The organism is Azospirillum sp., from assembly GCF_050789165.1.
In genome coordinates, this window is the sequence record NZ_JBOZRT010000058.1 from 17,458 (window position 1) to 33,953 (window position 16,496).

Below are 16,496 nucleotides of genomic sequence, written 5' to 3' on the forward strand. Positions count from 1 at the left end.
GTGGCCTGAATGATCCGACTCTTCGTAGCCCTGGACTTTCCCGCCGACGTCCGCGAACGCCTGGCCGGCCTCGCCGGCGGCGTTCCCGGCGCGCGCTGGACCGAGGCCGGGAACCTCCACCTCACCCTGCGCTTCATCGGCGAGGTGCCGGACGACACGGCGCACGACATCGACGCCGCCCTGTCGGAGATCGCGGCGCCGGGCTTCGACCTGGTGCTCGACGGGGTGGGGATGTACGGCTCCGCCCGCAACGCCCGCGTCCTGTGGGCCGGGGTGGAGCGCAGCGAGGCGCTGTCCCACCTGCAGAGCAAGGTGGAGTCCGCGCTGGTGCGCTGCGGGTTGCCGCCGGAGGAGCGCAAGTTCTCCCCGCACGTGACGCTGGCGCGGCTGAAGGACGCGCCAAAGGACCGGCTCGGCCGCTTCCTGGAGGACCGCGGCCTGTTCCGCGCCGGGCCGATGCGCATCGACCATTTCACGCTGTACCGCAGCCACCTGGGCAAAGGTGGCGCGGTGTACGAGGCGTTGCGGGAGTATGGGCTTAGCTAATCAAGCCCTCCCCCGCCGGAGGCGGGGGAGGGCTTTAACGGCACTCACGCCGACCGCGAGATCGACTTGATCGGCCCGCGCGGGTTGCCGGACATCTCGGCGATCTTGCGGTCCTGCTCCTCGATGAAGCCGCGGATCGGGCCTTCGCCTTCGTAGCCGTTCGCCAGCTCGGCCGGAACCTTGCGGTTGGAGGTGCGCGCGCCGTCCTCGTAGAGGATGTCGAACAGCACGAAGCCGGTGTCCGGCTTCTGGGGTTTCTTCTTGGCCATGGGAACCTCGGGAACTCAGGTGTTTTCGGACTCGGCATCGGCAACAGGCGCGGTGCCGTCCTGTTCGGTGCCGTCCTGTTCGGCCTTGCGCTTGGCGGCCTCTTCCTCGCGGCGCTGGAGCTTTTCCTGCTTCTTCGCCTCTTTGGCGCGGTTGCGCTCGGCGCGCTGCTGGTTGTAGTTGGGCTTGAACGCCATGGGACCTTCTCCAGTACGCAGGCAAACGAAAAAGGGGCACCGGACGCCCGGTGCCCCCCTTTACCATGGGAACGCTCAGGCCGGTCAGACGGCCTTGAGGTTCTCGGCCGAGGTCTTGCCGCGCTTCGGATCGCGCTGTTCCTCGTAGGAGACCTTCTGACCCTCGTTGAGGCCGCGCATGCCGGCGCGCTCGACGGCGGAGATGTGGACGAAAACGTCCGGGCCGCCGTTGTCGGGCTGGATGAAACCATAGCCCTTCGTGCCGTTGAACCACTTCACGGTGCCAGTGGGCATCGCTGTCCTCCAATGATGCGGGGTAGCACCCCACCACCGGCGGGGCGCATCATCTGTATTCCAGGAATCGCAGCGGTCGCAGTGCCCAATGGGCGTAACAGGCCGAACGTCCGAAGCAGAATGACCCGACCAACGTGGGCCTCACCGATGGCGAAAACAAGGCGAATCCCGCGACCCTGAACTTCCGTTAGAGCGGCACCCCCCGAATCATCCTAGGCAGGTCGCCCACAATTCCCATGGCGTGCCGCATCAAAAAACGCTTCACCGGCGGCAGCCGGTTGACCACCGCCATGCCGACGTCGCGCGCCAGTTTCACCGGCCCGATGTTGTTGGAGAACAGGTGCACCAGCCCGTCGCACACCGCCGCCAGCAGCACCGTGTCGAAGCGCCGCCAGCGCTGGTAGCGCGCCAGCACGTTCTCGCCGCCGACGTCCAGCCCCAGCCGGTGCGCGTCGACGATCACCTCGGCCAGCGCCGCCACGTCGCGCAGCCCCAGGTTCAGCCCCTGCCCGGCGATCGGGTGGATGGCGTGCGCCGACTCGCCGACCAGCGCCAGCCGCTGCGCCACGAACGCCTCGGCCAGCAGCACCGACAGCGGCCACGCCTCGCGCCGGGTCAGCAGCTCGATCTCGCCGAGATAATCGCCGGAGCGGCGGCGCAGCTCCTCGACGAACTCCGCGTCCGACAGGCCGAGGTACATCGGCACCAGCTCGGTCTTCTCGCTCCACACGATGGAAGAGCGGTCGTCGGTCATCGGCAGCACGGCGAACGGGCCGTTGGGCAGGAAATGCTCCACCGCCACGCCGCCGTGCGGCTCGGAATGGCGGATGGTGCAGATGATGGCGCTCTGGTCGTAGGCCCAGCGCCGCACCTTGATCCCCGCGCTCTCGCGTGCCAGCGACTTGCGCCCGTCGGCGCCGATCACGAGGCGCGCCTTGACCACCCGCCCGTCGGCCAGCCGGACCCGCGCCCCGGCGCGGTCCCGCTCCACCGCCACCGCCCGCGCCGGGGCGAGGTGGACGAGGTCCGGCAGTTCCTTCGCGCGGGTGAACAGGGCGCGGCGGATGTCCTTGTTGTCGAGGATCCAGCCGAATGGCCGGTTCTCGCCGTCCAGCGTCAGCTCCCGGTGGTCGTAGTGCACGAACAGCGGCGAGAACTGGTCGGCGACGCGGATGTCGAGGATCGGCCCGGCCTGTTCGGCCATGTGGCGCCACACGCCCGCCCCCTCCAGCACCTTCATGGAGGCGTAGGCGATGGCGGTGGTGCGGATGTCGAAGTCGGCGCGGCCGTGGTTCTCCGGGCTGTCCTGGTCGATGCAGACCACCGGCACCTTCGCCGTGGCGAGCGCCGCCGCCATGGTCAGGCCGGCGAGCCCGCCGCCCAGCACCACGACTTCCGTGCTGATCTCCGTTTCCGTGCCGCGCGCCGAGTCGGTCATGACCGGTGCCGTCCTTCCCTGGCTTGAGACTGTCCGGACGCAACAATCGGCGCTGGGCGCCGGCTTGTCCAGAGGGGGTAGCGACGATGCGCCGCCGCTGCACAGAATATGGGCAGACGCCTTGGAATGTGGCAGGCTTGACGCGTGCGGAAGGTGGATTCCCCGGCGCATGACCTCCGGCACGATTCTTGTAGACGTTGCTTTTTGCGGCCGGGGCGAACACGCTCGGGCTGAATTCGGCGCGGGCCGGATCCAGCCGGGCGGGACCGGGCCGGACCATTCTGTTCAAGGGGAGCCACATGAAACTCGTCATGGCCATCATCAAGCCGTTCAAGCTCGACGAAGTGCGCGAGGCGCTGACGTCGCTCGGCATCCAGGGGCTCACCGTCAGCGAGGTCAAGGGCTTCGGCCGGCAGAAGGGCCAGACCGAGATCTACCGCGGCGCCGAGTATTCGGTGAGCTTCCTGCCGAAGGTGAAGATCGAGGTGGCCGTCTCCGACGACCAGGCCGAGCAGGTCGTCGAGTCGATCCAGAAGGCGGCCAACACCGGCCGCATCGGCGACGGCAAGATCTTCGTGCTGGAGATCGCCCAGGCCGTCCGCATCCGCACCGGCGAGACCAACGCCGAGGCCCTGTAAGGGTTGGTGGATCCCGAAGCGCCCCGGGCCCGTGTCCCGTCGTTGCTGACGAGGTTCCGGGGGCCCGCTTCGGCCCGGCACCCCTGCCTGAGCACCCGCGGCCCCCTCCGGGCTCGCGGGGCTTTTTGTTCTTTCCCCTCTCCCGCCCCGGGAGAGGGTTCATCAAGCCCCACCGTTGTCCACCCCGCCGCCCTTGTACCGCCTTTGTGCCGCCGGTAAACTCCGCGCCCGATTCCCCCTTTCGCGCGGATTCCCATGACCACGGCCTCTGCCAACGACCGTCTGGACCGGCTGACCGACTACCCGTTCACCCGGCTGGCGACCCTGCTGTCCGGCATCACGCCGCGCGCCAACGTCGAGCCGACGGTCATGTCCATCGGCGAACCCCAGCACCAGCCCCCCGCCCTGATCGACGAGGTGCTGCGCGCCAACGCGCATCTCTGGGGCAAGTACCCGCCGGTTGCCGGTACCCCCGACTGGCGCGCCGCCGCCGCCGACTGGCTGAACCGCCGCTACGCCCTGCCCGCCGGCCTGTTCGACCCGGAGACCTCGGTCCTGCCCGCCGCCGGCACCCGCGAGGCGCTGTTCCAGACCGCGCTGCTCGCCGTGCCGGAGCGCAAGAACGGCCAGGTTCCCGCCGTGCTGATGCCCAATCCGTTCTACGCCGTGTACGAGGGCGCCGGGCTGCTGGCCGGCGGCGAGCCGGTGTTCCTGCCCGCCACGCGCGAGACCGGTTTCCTGCCCGACCTCGACGCGCTTGATCCCGAGTTGCTGGCCCGCACCGCGCTGTTCTACCTGTGCACGCCGGCCAACCCGCAGGGCGCCGCCGCCGACGCCGCCTACCTGACGCGCGCCATCGCCCTCGCCCGCCAGTACGACTTCGTCCTGGCGGTGGACGAGTGCTACGCCGAGATCTACCTGGACACGCCGCCGACCGGCGTGCTGGAGGTCGCGGCCGGCCTCGACCACGGCGGCCAGCCGTGGGCCAACCTGCTGGTCTTCCACTCCCTGTCCAAGCGCTCCAACGCCGCCGGGCTGCGCTCCGGCTTCGTGGCCGGCGACCCGACGCTGATCGCCAGGTTCAGCCGCCTGCGCAGCTATTCCAACGCCGGCACGCCGCTGCCGCTGCTCGCCGCCTCCGCGGCGCTGTGGCGCGACGAGGCGCACGTGCTGGAGAACCGCGCCGCCTACCGCGCCAAGTTCGCCGCGGCGGAGGAGGCGTTGCAGGGCCGCTACGGCTATTACCGGCCGGCCGGCGGCTTCTTCCTGTGGCTCGACGTCGGCGACGGCGAGGAGGCGACGCGCAGGCTGTGGGCCGAGGGCGGCATCCGCGTGCTGCCCGGCGCCTACCTGACCCGGTCGCTGCCCGGCGAGCCCAACGCCGGCGCCCCCTACATCCGCGTGGCCCTGGTGCACGACACCGAGACGATCGCCCGCGCCTGTTCGGCCTTCCCCCGCATCCTCGGGTAAGCACCCCATGGCCAAGTCCTCCGCGGCCAAGCCGATGCCCAGCAGCCGCACCGCCAAGCCCGCCGGCCGGTCGGAACGGCCGCCGCTGCTGTCGCCGAAGGCGCGCGCCTTCGTCGCCGCCCGCGCCAAGGAGCTGGCCGGCTTCGCGCTGGGCTGCCTGGGCCTCCTGCTGTTCGTCGTGCTGGGCAGCTACAACGCCGCCGACCCGTCCTGGAACACCGCCACGGTCGCCAAGGCGCACAACCTGCTGGGCGTGCCCGGCGCCTGGGTGGCCGACATCCTGCGCCAGACGCTGGGCTGGGCGGCGTGGGTGCTGGCCATCGTGCCGCTGGCCTGGGGCTGGCGGCTGGGCAACCAGAAGAGCATCCGCCACCCGCTGTTCCGCCTGATGCTGGCGCTGTGGGGCGTGCTGCTGGCCGCCGTGGCGTTCGAGGGCTACTTCGACATCCAGGTCGGCGTGCACGGCCAGCCCGGCGGCCTCGCCGGCGCCATGCTGATGCAGGCCACGGCGCGCGCCCTGGGCGGCGCTCGCGAGATGATCGGCACCACCGCGGCGGCGGCGGCCGGCGTCACGCTGTTCTTCGCCTTCGGCTTCTCGCTGCGCGAGTGGCTCGGCGGCTTCCGCACCATGGGCGGCCTCGCCGGCAGGGCCGGCACGCTGGCCCGCACCGGCGCGGGCGAGCTGGGCAAGCGCGGCGCCGAGGCCGCCCGCGCCGCCCGCACCGCCGCCGGCGACATGCTGCGCCGCGAGCCCACCCTGGGCCCCGGCGAGCGCGCCGCCCCCGCTGCCCCAACCTTCGACGCGCCGGCCTTCGACGCACCGTCCGAGGATCCCAACGCGCTCCGCGCCCCGCGCCGCGACCTCGCGGATGTGCGGCCCGCCGAGCCGCCGCCGCGCGCCGTCCCGGTGGTCGCCCCGCCCAAGCCCAAGGCGGAGCCCGCCCGCAAGCCGGACCCGCGCCAGCCGGCGCTGCACCTGGAGGCCGGCGAGGGCGACGGCTACGAGCTGCCGCCGCTCGACCTGCTGCAGCTGCCCACCCCCGCCATGCGGGCCGAGCAGCTGGACGAGACCAGCCTGCGCCGCAACGCCGAGGAGCTGGAGCGCGTGCTGTCCGACTTCGGCGTGCGCGGCGAGGTGCAGAAGGTCCACCCCGGCCCGGTGGTCACGCTGTACGAGCTGGAGCCGGCGCCCGGCACCAAGTCGTCGCGCGTCATCGGGCTGGCCGACGACATCGCCCGCTCGATGAGCGCGGTGTCGGTGCGCGTCGCGGTGGTGCCCGGCCGCAACGTCATCGGCATCGAGATGCCGAACGCCAAGCGCGAGACGGTGCTGCTGCGCGAGATCCTGGCGGCCGAGCACTTCGACCGCAACCAGGGCAAGCTGGTGCTGGCGCTGGGCAAGGACATCGGCGGCCAGCCGGTGGTCGCCGACCTCGCCCGCTTCCCGCACCTGCTGGTGGCCGGCACCACCGGCTCCGGCAAGTCGGTGGCGATCAACACGATGATCCTGTCGCTGCTCTACCGCCTGCCCCCCGACCGCTGCCGCTTCATCATGATCGACCCGAAGATGCTGGAGCTGTCGGTCTACGAGGGCATCCCGCACCTGCTGACCCCCGTCGTCACCGACCCGAAGAAGGCGGTGGTGGCGCTGAAGTGGACGGTGCGGGAGATGGAGGACCGCTACCGCAACATGTCCAAGCTGGGCGTGCGCAACATCGAGGGCTACAACGCCCGCCTGCGCGAGGCCCGCACCAACGGCGAGTCGCTGACCCGGCGCGTGCAGACCGGCTTCGACCCCGACACCGGCAAGCCGCTGTTCGAGGAGCAGCCGCTCGACCTCAAGGAGCTGCCCTACATCGTCGTGATCGTCGATGAGATGGCCGACCTGATGCTGGTGGCCGGCAAGGACATCGAGGCGGCGATCCAGCGCCTCGCCCAGATGGCCCGCGCCGCCGGCATCCACCTGATCATGGCGACGCAGCGCCCGTCGGTGGACGTCATCACCGGCACCATCAAGGCCAACTTCCCGACCCGCATCAGCTTCGCCGTCACCTCGAAGATCGACAGCCGCACCATCCTGGGCGAGCAGGGTGCGGAACAGCTGCTGGGCCAGGGCGACATGCTGTACATGGCCGGCGGCGGCCGCATCACCCGCGTGCACGGCCCCTTCGTCTCGGACAACGAGGTCGAGCAGATCGTCAAGTTCCTCAAGGCGCAGGGCGAGCCCAACTACGTGGACGCCATCACCGAGGAGGACGAGGACGGCGTTTTCGAGGAGGACGGCGGCTCCAGCGGCGCCAGCTCGACCGGCGACGAGATGTACGACAAGGCGGTCGCCATCGTCTGCCGCGAGCGCAAGGCCTCCACCAGCTTCATCCAGCGCCAGCTGCGCATCGGCTACAACTCGGCCGCCCGCCTGATCGAGCGCATGGAGCAGGAGGGCGTCGTCTCCAAGCCCAACCACGCCGGCAAGCGCGAGGTGCTGGCGCGGAACATCGACGAGTAGGGAACGGGCCCCCTACTCCGCCGCCGCGATCTCCCGGTCCGCCGTGAAGTGCTCGAGGATCCAGGTGCGCGCGAAACGGGCGAAGCTCTCGCCGCCGTCGCCGAGGCCGAGGTAGCTGTAGAACGCCCGCGCCACCGTATCGAAGCGCGCGTGGCCGGCGGCGTGCTCGGCCAGCCGCTCGAAGCCGGAGTCGGCCATCAGCCGCTCCTCCCAGGCGAAGTGGCGGCGCAGGAAATAAACCAGCGAATCAATGGTTTCCGCCACCATGTAGGGCGACGCCCGCCGCTCCAGCGCCCGCAGCACGTCGTTGTAGAGAAGAAGGACCGTCTGGTGCTGTTCGTCCACTGCGGTAATTCCGGTACAGAAACTCTCGCACCATTGCAGGCGCGCGCTGCTGTCCTTCATGTCTTGGCCCACTCCGGCTGACCTTGCAGCGCAATACGATGATATGTTCCGCGTGCAGACTGTTTGCATAGTCGCCCATCACGACCCACCTGTCAAATGGCATAGCCGTGGTGCCGGTGAATAGGCCCTTTGGCCGGAACCCGGACCCCCTTGCCGATTCGCCGCGTTTCCGCCACGAATGTCGGGCAGCTATGGAGACATGACGATCGTGCTTCGCCGAATCCTCGCCCCCCTGCTCCTCCTCGCCGCGCTGGCCGCGCCGGCCGCCGCCGCGTCCAAGGGGCATCCGCTGACGGCCGAGGACCGCGCCGTCGTCTCCGAGGCCGAGCAGTACCTGAACGGCATCAAGACGCTGCAGTCGAAGTTCATCCAGGTCGGTCCGGACGGCCGGCAGCTCGGCGGCACCTTCTCGCTGTCGCGGCCGGGGCGCATGCGGCTGGAGTACGACCCGCCGGTGAAGGATTTCGTGGTCGCCGACGGCACCATCCTTACCTACTGGGACGGCGAGATGGAGCAGCAGTCGAGCACGCCCATCGGCTCCACGCTGGCCGCCTTCATCCTGCGTCCGGACATCCGGCTGTCCGGCGACGTCACGGTGACCAACGTGTTCCGCGGCCAGGGCGCGGTGGAGATCACGCTGCTGGAGACCAAGGACCCCGGCAAGGGCACGCTGACCCTGGTGTTCGAGGACCGGCCGTTCCAGCTGCGCAAGTGGCGCGTGGTCGACCCCCAGGGCCTGACCACCGAGGTGGCGCTGCTCAACCCCAAGGCCGGCGTGCAGTTCGCCTCGGACTTCTTCTACTTCCGGGAACCGGCGCGCCGGCGCGACATCTTCAAATGAGGCCGCTGGTCGGCATCCCCGCCTGCGCCCGCATGATGGGCGACCACCCGTTCCACGTGACGGGCGACAAGTACATCCGCGCGGTGTCCGACGGCGCCGGCGCGCTGCCGCTGCTGATTCCGGCGCTCGGCGGTTCGCTGGACCTCGCCGACCTGCTGGACCGGCTGGACGGGCTGCTGATCACCGGCAGCGCGTCGAACGTGGCGCCGCACCTCTACGGCGGCCCGCCCAGCGCCGATGGCACGCTGCACGATCCGGCGCGCGACGCCACCACGCTGCCGCTGATCCGGCTGGCGCTGGAGAAGGGCGTGCCGCTGCTCGGCATCTGCCGCGGCTGCCAGGAGCTGAACGTGGCGTTGGGCGGCACGCTGCACCAGCGGGTGCACGAGGTGCCCGGCCTGTCCGACCACCGCGAGGACACCGCGGCCCCGGTGGAGGTGCAGTACGGCCCGGCCCATCCGGTGCGGCTGACGCCCGGCGGCCTGCTGGAGCGCCTCGCCGGCCGCGCGGAGATCACGGTGAATTCGGTGCACGGCCAGGGAATCGACCGCTTGGCGCCCGGTCTGGCGGTGGAGGCGACGGCGCCCGACGGGCTGGTCGAGGCGGTGCGCGTCGAATCCGCGCCGGCCTTCGCCGCCGCGGTGCAGTGGCACCCGGAGTGGCGCTTCTGGGAAGACCCGTTCTCGGCCGCGCTGTTCGCGGCCTTCGGGGAAGCCGCCGCCGGGCGGACCCGGCGGCGGTAGATCCTTAACCGGCGCGCGCGACCTTGCGCAGCAGGTCGATGAGCTGGGTCTGCTCCGCCGGGGAGAGATCCTTCATCATCGCCTGGTCGTGCGCCTTGATGCGCGGCACCAGATCGCCGAGCAGCTTCTCGCCCTCGTCCGACAGCTTCAGCGCGTAGGAGCGGCGGTCGTTCGGCGACGGCGCGCGGACCACGAGGCCGCGCGACTCGAGCCGGTCGATCACCGCCACCATGGTGGAGCGGTCGATGCCCACCGCGGCGCCGAGATCCGACTGGCTGAGGCCCTCGTTCTCGTGGATCATGATCAGCACGCCGAACTGGCCGGGCGTGATGTCGTGCGGGGCGACGGCGTTCTGGAAGCTCTGGAACACGGCGACCTGCGCCTTGCGCAGGTTGTAGCCGACCAGCTCCGGCAGCGGGCCGAGGCCCAGCTTTCCGTTGCGGCCCGGACGGGCGCGGGTGCGCCGCTCGGCGGGCGCGTTGCCTTCGGTATCACTCAAGGGAAGGACCACTTATTTTCTACAGGACTCATGTCAGCCGGTAAAATGCAGGCAACGGCTTCATTTGTCAGCAAGAACAGTGCGTACCACCTGCATTGCATAGCCCATATTCGTGATGCGCATTGGTCGGCGGTCGCCGCTCACCCAACCTGATTGCTCAAGAAGTGGCCGTTTCCTCCCCCGGGAGCGGTCGCCCGACCCGCGGTTTCCCCTGCCGCGCCAGGGCTCCCCCACGGAGCTTCCGACGCCCGGTCTCCCCCAGGCCGGGCGTCCTCGTTTCCAGGGGTTTGCTTTAGGGTCTTTACGGTCTTGGCAAGCGGCGACCGGCCCGGTACCTCTTGGGGCCGAAGTCCTGCGAGGAGGAGAGCCGCCATGGCCTACGCCGTTCCCCTGTGGCCCCAGCCGACGGTCGCCGTCGCCGGCGGCGACCCGTTCCCGGTGCGCCGCGTCTACTGCGTCGGCCGCAACTACGCCGCCCACGCCCGCGAGATGGGCGCCGACCCCGACCGTGAACCGCCGTTCTTCTTCGCCAAGCCGGCCGACGCCGTGGTCGCCGACGGCGCCACCGTGCCCTACCCGCCGCAGACGAAGAACCTGCACCACGAGATCGAGCTGGTCGTCGCCATCGGCAAGGAAGGCTCGAACATCCCGGTGGAGAGCGCGCTGGAGCACGTCTACGGCTACGCCGTCGGCCTCGACCTGACGCGCCGCGACCTGCAGAACGCCGCCAAGAAGGAAGGCAAGCCCTGGGACATGGGCAAGGGCTTCGACGCCTCGGCGCCGTGCGGCACCATGCGCCGCGCCGCCGACATCGGGCACCCCGACAAGGGCGCGGTGACGCTGAGCGTCAACGGCGAGCTGCGCCAGAAGGGCGACCTCAACGACCTGATCTGGTCGGTCGCCGAGACGATCTCGTACCTCTCCGGCCTCGTCGAGCTGAAGCCCGGCGACCTGATCTACACCGGCACGCCCGAGGGCGTCGGCCCGGTGGTGTCGGGCGACCGGCTGGAAGGCGCCGTCGAGGGCGTCGGCACCCTCACCATCACCATCGGCTGAGCCAGCCATGCGCATCGCGACCTGGAACATCAACTCCGTCCGGCTGCGGATGGAGCTGCTGCTGCGCCTGATCGACGAGGCCAACCCCGACGTCATCTGCCTGCAGGAGACCAAGTGCGTGGACCAGGAGTTCCCGCACAAGCCCCTGGAGGAGCGCGGCTTCGTGCACAACCACGTGCACGGGATGAAGAGCTACAACGGCGTCGCCATCCTCTCGAAGCTGCCGCTGGAGACGCGCGACATCCAGCACTGGTGCAAGAAGGAGGATTGCCGGCACGTGCTGGCGACTCTGCCGAACGGCATCGAGATCCACAGCGTCTACATCCCCTCCGGCGGAGACATTCCGGATCCGGAACAAAATGACAAGTTTGCCCACAAACTTCGTTTCGTTGACGAAATGACAGAGTGGTGGGCGGCGAAGCGCAGCGCCGGCACGCCGATGGTGGTGGTCGGCGACTTCAACATCGCGCCCCTGGAGCACGATGTGTGGAGTCACAAGGAGTTGCTGGACGTCGTCTCGCACACGCCGGTCGAGGTGGAGAAGCTGACGGCCATGCGGAACTCCATCGGCTGGGTGGATGCCGTGCGTCATTTCGTTCCCGAAACGGAAAAGCTCTACACGTGGTGGAGCTACCGCGCGCGGGACTGGGCGGCGTCGAACCGCGGTCGTCGCCTGGACCATATCTGGGTGACCAAGCCGTTGGAATCCCATCTGAAAAGCCACCGCGTGCTGAAGGACGCGCGCGGCTGGGAGCCGAAGCCGTCCGACCACGTGCCGGTGCTGGTCGAGCTGGCGGTCTGAGAAGACGTTTCGGAAACGAAATATTATGCGGTGAGAGTCCCTCCCCCGCCTGAGGCAGGGGAGGGATCATTCACACTCCGGAACGAATTAGCTCCGCCAGTCGCTCCTTCTGCCGACCGGCCTCGTCGAAGTTCGCCGGGTCGAGCCAGCGGTCGAACGCGGCGCGCAGCGCCGGCCACTCCCGGTCCAGGATCGAGAACCACGCCGTGTCGCGGTTGCGCCCCTTGTAAACCAGGGCCTGGCGGAACAGCCCCTCGTAGCGGAAGCCCAGCCGCTCCGCCGCGGCGCGCGACGGCTCGTTCAGCGAATCGCACTTCCACTCGTAGCGGCGGTAGCCCAACTCGTCGAAGGCGCGGCGCATCATCAGCGCCATGGCCTCGGTGGCGGCACGGGTGCGCTGCAGGCGCGGGCTGTAGTTGATGTGCCCCACCTCGACCACCCCGTTCGCCGGGTCGATGCGCATGAAGGCGGCCACCCCCACGGCGCGGCCGGTGTCCGCGGCGACGATGGCGTGCATCATCGGATCCTCGCCGGCCGCCATGGTCTCGGCCCAGGCGCGGTAGGCCTCGCGCGTCGCCGGCGGCTCGACCGACAGGTAGGTCCAGTTGCGCCCGCCCACGTCCTCGGCGTTGGCGGCGAACAGGTCGTCGGCGTGGCGGGCGGGGTCGAGCGGCTCGACGCGGCAGTAGCGGCCCTCCATGGCGGTGCGCGGCGGCCGGGGCCGGGGTGTCCAGCCGGGGACGGGGAAGCCGATGGGCTGGCCAAATCCGTTGTTCTGCGTGGTCATGCTGGTCCGATCCTGATGGGGCGTGCCGCCCATGGTAGCGCATGCCCCGCGACCGGGGGACGCGTTGCGAAACTCCTCAGCGAGCTATACACTTCGTTTTATAATCAACGATTGCTTCGCTCCACCCTTTCCATGCACCCGCCGCTCGCGCCGGACCCGCCGGCCGCCTTCGACCTCTTCGATCCGGACGATGGTGCCGACGCGGTCCTCACCAGCCGGGAACTCTCGGTCACCCGGTCGAAGCTGGGCGACCTGCTGGACCTGTTGCCGGCCGGGCTGCTGATCCACCAGGAGCAGGGCATCGTCTACGCCAACGTCGAGGCGTCGCGGGCCCTCGGGCTGAGCCGTGAGGCGCTGGTCGGCCGCCATTTCCTCGACTTCGTCGCCGACCCCGACCTGCCGGCCCAGCGCGCCCTGTTCGCCGGCTGCCTACACGACGGCGCGCTGGTGCGCACGCAGGACTGCGTGCTGATCGGCGCCGACGCCCGGCAGACCAGCGTGCAGGTCAGCATGTCGCCGCTGCCCTGGGACGGGCTGCCGGTGCTCTACGTGCTGATCAACGACGTCACCGCGCTGAAGCAGACGGAAGCGATGCTGCGCGTGCTGTCGAACACCGACTCGCTGACCGGCGCCTGGAACCGCCGCCACTTCATCGACCTCGCCGAGGCGGAGGTGGAGCGCAGCCGCCGCTACGCCCGCCCGTTCAGCCTGCTGGCGCTCGACATCGACCACTTCAAGCGGATCAACGACGCGCACGGCCACGCGGTGGGCGACGAGGCGCTGAAGGCCTTCACCGCTGCCTGCCGCACCACGCTGCGCACCAACGACGTGCTCGGCCGCATGGGCGGCGAGGAGTTCGCCATTCTGCTGCCGGAGACCGACGGCAAGGGCGCCCGCCGCGTCGCCGAGCGGATCCGCACCCGCGTGCGCGCCCTGACGGTGCCGGCCGGGACCGACACGGTGCGCTTCACCGTCAGCATCGGTTGGGCGTCCTGCCAGGGCGACGGGCGCGACCTCGACGCCATGCTGTCCTGCGCCGACGAGGCGCTGTACCGCGCCAAGGACCAGGGCCGCGACCGCGTGGTCGGGGCGGCCGACGTCGCCTTCGTGTAGACGCTGCCGGATAGGCCGCCGTGCGAGGACAGCCACTCATCGGGCAATCGCTCACCCCCTCATATCGTCATCCCCGCGAAGGCGGGGGATCCATACGTTCCACAGGCACTTGCTTCGGGAGTTATGGATCCCCGCCTTCGCGGGGATGACGGTCAAGGAAGTGTGCGGGGATGTCGTGCGGACAGGCCGCGCTCACCGCACCGCCGTTGTCCGCCGGGTCTTCGCCTCGGCGTCCTGCGCCGCGAGGTTGACGAGCATGTACCGCAGCCTCTGCGCGTCGGCCTCGCTGACGCCGCCCGACGGCTTGGCCGCCGCCAGCACCGGGCCGTCGGGGACGCGGATCTCGGCGGGTTTCGGCGGCGGCTTGGCGGCCTCCACCACCTCCACCGGCGCCGGGCCGGGCTTCGGCCGCGGCGTCGCCCTGGCCTCCAGGATGCCGTCCTGGCGGTTGTCGGGCGTCTTCGGCGTCCAGGTGCGGTACGGGCCGGTGTCGATATGCACGTGGCCGGTGTGCGGGTACAGCGCGTGGCCGCCGCGCCGCATCTCCGCCGCCGCCGCGGCGACGCGCTCCGGCGCCACGCCGGGGATGCGGATGTCCGCCGCCTGGCCGCGGATGTGGTAGCTGTTCTCGGCGACGTTGGGGTTGCTCCGGGCCAGCGACGCGTTGGTCGCCGCCGAGCGGTAGCCGGAGGTGAGGTGGATCGGCGCGCTCTCCGGCAGGCCGACGCGCTGGCGCAGCTCGGCCAGCGTGTCGATCAGCGACGGGTCGACCGGCGCCGTCAGCCCGGTGCGGCGGTCGCGGAACAGGCTGGACAGATCGGCCATCGCCTGCAGGTCGTAGCCGCCGGGCGCGCGCCAGTAGGTGGTGGAGACGGACTCGCCGCTCGCCGGGTGCATCAGCACGATGGAGCGGCCCCCCTCGCCCATCGGCCCGGAACTCGCGCAGCCCGTCAGCAGGGCGCCGGCCAACGCCAGCAGCGCAGCGATACGCAGGAAAGACGGCACGGCGACCTCCGGTTCCCCTCGAGGTTGCGACCGGCCTTCATACCATAAATGTCACAATCGCTTACAGGACGGACTTAGCACGGTACGCGAAATACACCCGTCCTGTGGGATTTCTGCGTCAGTCCGCTGTGCCGACTCGCCTTATCGGGCGTCCAGCACCAGCTCCAGCCCTTCGCGGGCCACCAGCGTGCCGGGACGGCGACGCGCCGCTTCCGCCTCGATGGCGTCGAGCGCATCGTCGGTGCGCGCCGGGTCGTGGTGGAAGATCACCGCCCGCTCCACACCGGCGGCGTCCGCGATGCGCAGGCACTCCTCCCAGGTCGAGTGGCCCCAGCCGACGTGGCGCGGGAACTCGGCGTCGGTGTAGGTGCTGTCGTAGATCATCACGTCGGCGCCGCGCACCAGGTCCAGCACCGCGGGGTCGGGCGTGCCCGGCGTATGCTCGGTGTCGGTGACGAAGCACAGGCTGCGCCCGGCGTACTCGACGCGGTAGCCGACGGCGCCGTTGGGGTGGTTCAGCTCGGCCGTGCGCACGCGGATGCCGGGCGCCGGGTCGATCACCGCGCCACGGTCGAACTCGCGGAAGCTGAGGTCGGCGCGGAACGTCTCGATGGGGATCGGGTAGAGCGGCGGCCTCATCATCGAGCACACCACCTCGCGCATGCTCTGCCCCGGCGGCAGGTGGCCGGACCACACGCGCACCCGGCTGGCCGGATCGAAGATCGGCGCGAAGAACGGCAGGCCGCAGATGTGGTCGAGGTGGCTGTGCGTCAGGAACAGGTCGAGGCCGGCCGGCCCCCCGGCGCGCAGCGCCTCGCCCAGCCCGCGCAATCCGGTGCCGGCGTCGAACACCAGCAGGGCGTCGCCGCAGCGCACCTCCAGGCAGGCGGTGTTGCCGCCGGTGCGCACGGTGTCGGGGCCGGGGGAGGCGATGCTGCCGCGCACGCCCCAGAAGCGCGCACGCAAGGATCGCGACGGATCGGTGGACGAGGCGGGCATCATCGTGTCGCATGGTTGCCCGGACCCGATACCCAAGTCGAGTGAAAACTATCCGTCCGGACGGGGACCGGCGCAGCCGGAGAGCCCCTATATCTTGGGTGTCCAAACCCATAAGATGTGGTAGGTTCCCCGCGCACCTCTTCTTTGCCGCCCGTAGGACGGCGCCGGGATCGTCACGGATGGACCCTGACAAGCTCGCCAAAGTCCTCGCCATGGCCGAGTCGGAGCACCAGGGCGAGGCTCTGTCCGCGTTGCGCGCCGCGCGCATCATGCTGTCGCGCGCCGGGATGAACTTCCGCGACCTCGCCGACGGCGCCCGGCCGCGCCCGGCCGCCCCCAGCGCCCCGCCCGAAGAGCCCCCGCCGCCGCCCGCCAAGGCCCCGCCGCCCGACGAGCTGGTGTTCGGCCTGCGCCGTCAGGTCGGCGACCTGGAGCGCGAGGTGGCGTCGCTGAAGCGCGCGCTCGACAAGGCGACGGGCGAGCTGGACAAGCAGAAGGAGGAGGTCGACCGCTGGCGCTCGCTGGCCCGCGAGACGGCGGAGAAGCTGTGGGACCTCGGCAAGGCGCTGGAGCGCCGGCACGTCCGCCACACCTCGGCCGACAAGCGGCGCGCCATCCTCGACCACCTGCAGGATCCCGGCAGCGCCATGCTGTCCGACCAGGAGATCGCGCGGCGCGTCGGCGCCTCGGCGCAGGTGGTGGCGCACTGGCGCCGCCGTCTGGCCATCGTCGGCCGCAAGGTGCGTCTGATCCCGGTGCAGCCGCGCGGCCGCGGCCTGTGGCGCCCGCAGGGTGCGCGCGTCGGGCCGCTCGACCTGCCCCGCCGCCGCTGGGCCGGCTACGCCGCCGGGGTCACCATCGCCGGACGGTTCCTGAAGTAACCCCCGCGC

At 70.5% G+C, this 16,496-nt stretch carries 19 protein-coding genes; 10 read left to right on the forward strand and 9 right to left on the reverse strand.

Annotated features, from left to right (window positions below; genetic code table 11):
• The first annotated feature begins 9 nt into the window (after nt 1-9).
• Entirely contained in the window at nt 10-546 is a 537-nt protein-coding gene (thpR, locus tag ACRWK7_RS13520) for an RNA 2',3'-cyclic phosphodiesterase (protein WP_431856763.1), read from the forward strand.
• A 44-nt stretch (nt 547-590) separates the two neighbouring features.
• On the opposite strand, the gene ACRWK7_RS13525 is transcribed toward thpR, so the two are convergent.
• The 4 genes from ACRWK7_RS13525 to ACRWK7_RS13540 all read right to left on the reverse strand — a co-directional run bounded on the left by ACRWK7_RS13525 (nt 591) and on the right by ACRWK7_RS13540 (nt 2,742).
• Nucleotides 591-815, reverse strand: a complete 225-nt coding sequence (locus ACRWK7_RS13525; protein WP_431856764.1) for a hypothetical protein — start codon at nt 813-815, stop codon at nt 591-593.
• A 15-nt stretch (nt 816-830) separates the two neighbouring features.
• Nucleotides 831-1,010: a hypothetical protein gene (locus ACRWK7_RS13530; protein ID WP_431856765.1), complete on the reverse strand. Its 180-nt coding sequence runs from the start codon at nt 1,008-1,010 to the stop codon at nt 831-833.
• Nucleotides 1,011-1,094: 84 nt separating this feature from the next.
• Nucleotides 1,095-1,304 (reverse strand): cold-shock protein, encoded by a 210-nt coding sequence (locus ACRWK7_RS13535; RefSeq protein WP_109119732.1) that lies wholly within the window; start codon nt 1,302-1,304, stop codon nt 1,095-1,097.
• Nucleotides 1,305-1,491: 187 nt separating this feature from the next.
• Nucleotides 1,492-2,742, reverse strand: coding sequence for a UbiH/UbiF/VisC/COQ6 family ubiquinone biosynthesis hydroxylase (locus ACRWK7_RS13540; RefSeq protein WP_431856766.1), 1,251 nt, complete (start codon nt 2,740-2,742; stop codon nt 1,492-1,494).
• 299 nt (nt 2,743-3,041) lie between these two features.
• Between ACRWK7_RS13540 and glnK the strand changes: the two genes are divergently transcribed.
• From glnK to ACRWK7_RS13555, 3 genes are all read left to right on the forward strand, one after another.
• A complete protein-coding gene (gene glnK / locus ACRWK7_RS13545) occupies nt 3,042-3,380 on the forward strand; it encodes a P-II family nitrogen regulator (protein ID WP_109119730.1) in 339 nt (112 codons plus the stop codon).
• A gap of 255 nt (nt 3,381-3,635) precedes the next feature.
• Entirely contained in the window at nt 3,636-4,850 is a 1,215-nt protein-coding gene (locus tag ACRWK7_RS13550; protein WP_431856767.1) for an aminotransferase class I/II-fold pyridoxal phosphate-dependent enzyme, read from the forward strand.
• 7 nt (nt 4,851-4,857) lie between these two features.
• Nucleotides 4,858-7,356: a DNA translocase FtsK gene (locus ACRWK7_RS13555; RefSeq protein ID WP_431856768.1), complete on the forward strand. Its 2,499-nt coding sequence runs from the start codon at nt 4,858-4,860 to the stop codon at nt 7,354-7,356.
• 12 nt (nt 7,357-7,368) lie between these two features.
• Here the strand turns inward: ACRWK7_RS13555 and ACRWK7_RS13560 are convergent, their stop codons facing one another.
• Nucleotides 7,369-7,761 (reverse strand): bacteriohemerythrin, encoded by a 393-nt coding sequence (locus ACRWK7_RS13560; protein WP_431856769.1) that lies wholly within the window; start codon nt 7,759-7,761, stop codon nt 7,369-7,371.
• Nucleotides 7,762-7,960: 199 nt separating this feature from the next.
• On the opposite strand from ACRWK7_RS13560, the gene ACRWK7_RS13565 reads away from it, so the two are divergent.
• The gene (locus ACRWK7_RS13565) at nt 7,961-8,602 is read left to right on the forward strand and encodes a LolA family protein (protein ID WP_431856770.1); all 642 of its coding nucleotides are present in this window, start codon (nt 7,961-7,963) and stop codon (nt 8,600-8,602) included.
• Nucleotides 8,599-9,345 (forward strand): gamma-glutamyl-gamma-aminobutyrate hydrolase family protein, encoded by a 747-nt coding sequence (locus tag ACRWK7_RS13570; protein WP_431856771.1) that lies wholly within the window; start codon nt 8,599-8,601, stop codon nt 9,343-9,345. Before ACRWK7_RS13565 ends, ACRWK7_RS13570 begins: the two co-directional genes overlap by 4 nt.
• A 4-nt stretch (nt 9,346-9,349) precedes the next feature.
• On the opposite strand, the gene ACRWK7_RS13575 is transcribed toward ACRWK7_RS13570, so the two are convergent.
• Complete coding sequence (locus ACRWK7_RS13575; RefSeq protein WP_431856772.1) at nt 9,350-9,844, reverse strand: MarR family winged helix-turn-helix transcriptional regulator; 495 nt, start codon at nt 9,842-9,844, stop codon at nt 9,350-9,352.
• Nucleotides 9,845-10,216: 372 nt separating this feature from the next.
• Here ACRWK7_RS13575 and ACRWK7_RS13580 point away from each other — a divergent pair, with 372 nt between their 5' ends.
• Both ACRWK7_RS13580 and xth read left to right on the forward strand, forming a co-directional pair.
• Entirely contained in the window at nt 10,217-10,900 is a 684-nt protein-coding gene (locus ACRWK7_RS13580) for a fumarylacetoacetate hydrolase family protein (protein ID WP_431856773.1), read from the forward strand.
• 7 nt (nt 10,901-10,907) lie between these two features.
• Nucleotides 10,908-11,702: an exodeoxyribonuclease III gene (gene xth / locus ACRWK7_RS13585; RefSeq protein ID WP_431856774.1), complete on the forward strand. Its 795-nt coding sequence runs from the start codon at nt 10,908-10,910 to the stop codon at nt 11,700-11,702.
• Between the two features lie 70 nt (nt 11,703-11,772).
• On the opposite strand, the gene ACRWK7_RS13590 is transcribed toward xth, so the two are convergent.
• Nucleotides 11,773-12,489 carry a GNAT family N-acetyltransferase gene (locus ACRWK7_RS13590; protein ID WP_431856775.1) on the reverse strand — a complete coding sequence of 239 codons (717 nt, stop codon included), beginning with the start codon at nt 12,487-12,489 and terminating at the stop codon, nt 11,773-11,775.
• 132 nt (nt 12,490-12,621) lie between these two features.
• Here ACRWK7_RS13590 and ACRWK7_RS13595 point away from each other — a divergent pair, with 132 nt between their 5' ends.
• Nucleotides 12,622-13,602: a GGDEF domain-containing protein gene (locus tag ACRWK7_RS13595; protein WP_431856776.1), complete on the forward strand. Its 981-nt coding sequence runs from the start codon at nt 12,622-12,624 to the stop codon at nt 13,600-13,602.
• A 192-nt stretch (nt 13,603-13,794) separates the two neighbouring features.
• Here ACRWK7_RS13595 and ACRWK7_RS13600 read toward each other — a convergent pair whose 3' ends face one another.
• Together ACRWK7_RS13600 and ACRWK7_RS13605 are read right to left on the reverse strand one after the other, a co-directional pair.
• Nucleotides 13,795-14,607, reverse strand: a complete 813-nt coding sequence (locus tag ACRWK7_RS13600) for a YcbK family protein (protein WP_431856777.1) — start codon at nt 14,605-14,607, stop codon at nt 13,795-13,797.
• Nucleotides 14,608-14,748: 141 nt separating this feature from the next.
• Complete coding sequence (locus ACRWK7_RS13605; protein WP_431856778.1) at nt 14,749-15,609, reverse strand: MBL fold metallo-hydrolase; 861 nt, start codon at nt 15,607-15,609, stop codon at nt 14,749-14,751.
• Nucleotides 15,610-15,785: 176 nt separating this feature from the next.
• On the opposite strand from ACRWK7_RS13605, the gene ACRWK7_RS13610 reads away from it, so the two are divergent.
• On the forward strand, nt 15,786-16,487 hold the full coding sequence (locus tag ACRWK7_RS13610; protein WP_431856779.1) for a hypothetical protein: 702 nt from the start codon (nt 15,786-15,788) through the stop codon (nt 16,485-16,487).
• Nucleotides 16,488-16,496 lie beyond the last annotated feature (9 nt).

What these genes read in the sequence shown, in the direction of transcription:
- ACRWK7_RS13565 (WP_431856770.1), top strand. Translation starts at nt 7,961, where the DNA reads ATGACGATCGTGCTTCGCCGAATCCTCGCCCCCCTGCTCCTCCTCGCC.
- ACRWK7_RS13580 (WP_431856773.1), top strand. Translation starts at nt 10,217, where the DNA reads ATGGCCTACGCCGTTCCCCTGTGGCCCCAGCCGACGGTCGCCGTCGCC.
- ACRWK7_RS13530 (WP_431856765.1), bottom strand. Translation starts at nt 1,010, where the DNA reads ATGGCGTTCAAGCCCAACTACAACCAGCAGCGCGCCGAGCGCAACCGC.
- ACRWK7_RS13595 (WP_431856776.1), top strand. Translation starts at nt 12,622, where the DNA reads ATGCACCCGCCGCTCGCGCCGGACCCGCCGGCCGCCTTCGACCTCTTC.
- glnK (WP_109119730.1), top strand. Translation starts at nt 3,042, where the DNA reads ATGAAACTCGTCATGGCCATCATCAAGCCGTTCAAGCTCGACGAAGTG.
- ACRWK7_RS13535 (WP_109119732.1), bottom strand. Translation starts at nt 1,304, where the DNA reads ATGCCCACTGGCACCGTGAAGTGGTTCAACGGCACGAAGGGCTATGGT.
- ACRWK7_RS13550 (WP_431856767.1), top strand. Translation starts at nt 3,636, where the DNA reads ATGACCACGGCCTCTGCCAACGACCGTCTGGACCGGCTGACCGACTAC.
- ACRWK7_RS13555 (WP_431856768.1), top strand. Translation starts at nt 4,858, where the DNA reads ATGGCCAAGTCCTCCGCGGCCAAGCCGATGCCCAGCAGCCGCACCGCC.
- ACRWK7_RS13540 (WP_431856766.1), bottom strand. Translation starts at nt 2,742, where the DNA reads ATGACCGACTCGGCGCGCGGCACGGAAACGGAGATCAGCACGGAAGTC.
- ACRWK7_RS13525 (WP_431856764.1), bottom strand. Translation starts at nt 815, where the DNA reads ATGGCCAAGAAGAAACCCCAGAAGCCGGACACCGGCTTCGTGCTGTTC.
- ACRWK7_RS13590 (WP_431856775.1), bottom strand. Translation starts at nt 12,489, where the DNA reads ATGACCACGCAGAACAACGGATTTGGCCAGCCCATCGGCTTCCCCGTC.
- ACRWK7_RS13560 (WP_431856769.1), bottom strand. Translation starts at nt 7,761, where the DNA reads ATGAAGGACAGCAGCGCGCGCCTGCAATGGTGCGAGAGTTTCTGTACC.
- ACRWK7_RS13605 (WP_431856778.1), bottom strand. Translation starts at nt 15,609, where the DNA reads ATGATGCCCGCCTCGTCCACCGATCCGTCGCGATCCTTGCGTGCGCGC.
- xth (WP_431856774.1), top strand. Translation starts at nt 10,908, where the DNA reads ATGCGCATCGCGACCTGGAACATCAACTCCGTCCGGCTGCGGATGGAG.
- ACRWK7_RS13610 (WP_431856779.1), top strand. Translation starts at nt 15,786, where the DNA reads ATGGACCCTGACAAGCTCGCCAAAGTCCTCGCCATGGCCGAGTCGGAG.
- ACRWK7_RS13570 (WP_431856771.1), top strand. Translation starts at nt 8,599, where the DNA reads ATGAGGCCGCTGGTCGGCATCCCCGCCTGCGCCCGCATGATGGGCGAC.
- thpR (WP_431856763.1), top strand. Translation starts at nt 10, where the DNA reads ATGATCCGACTCTTCGTAGCCCTGGACTTTCCCGCCGACGTCCGCGAA.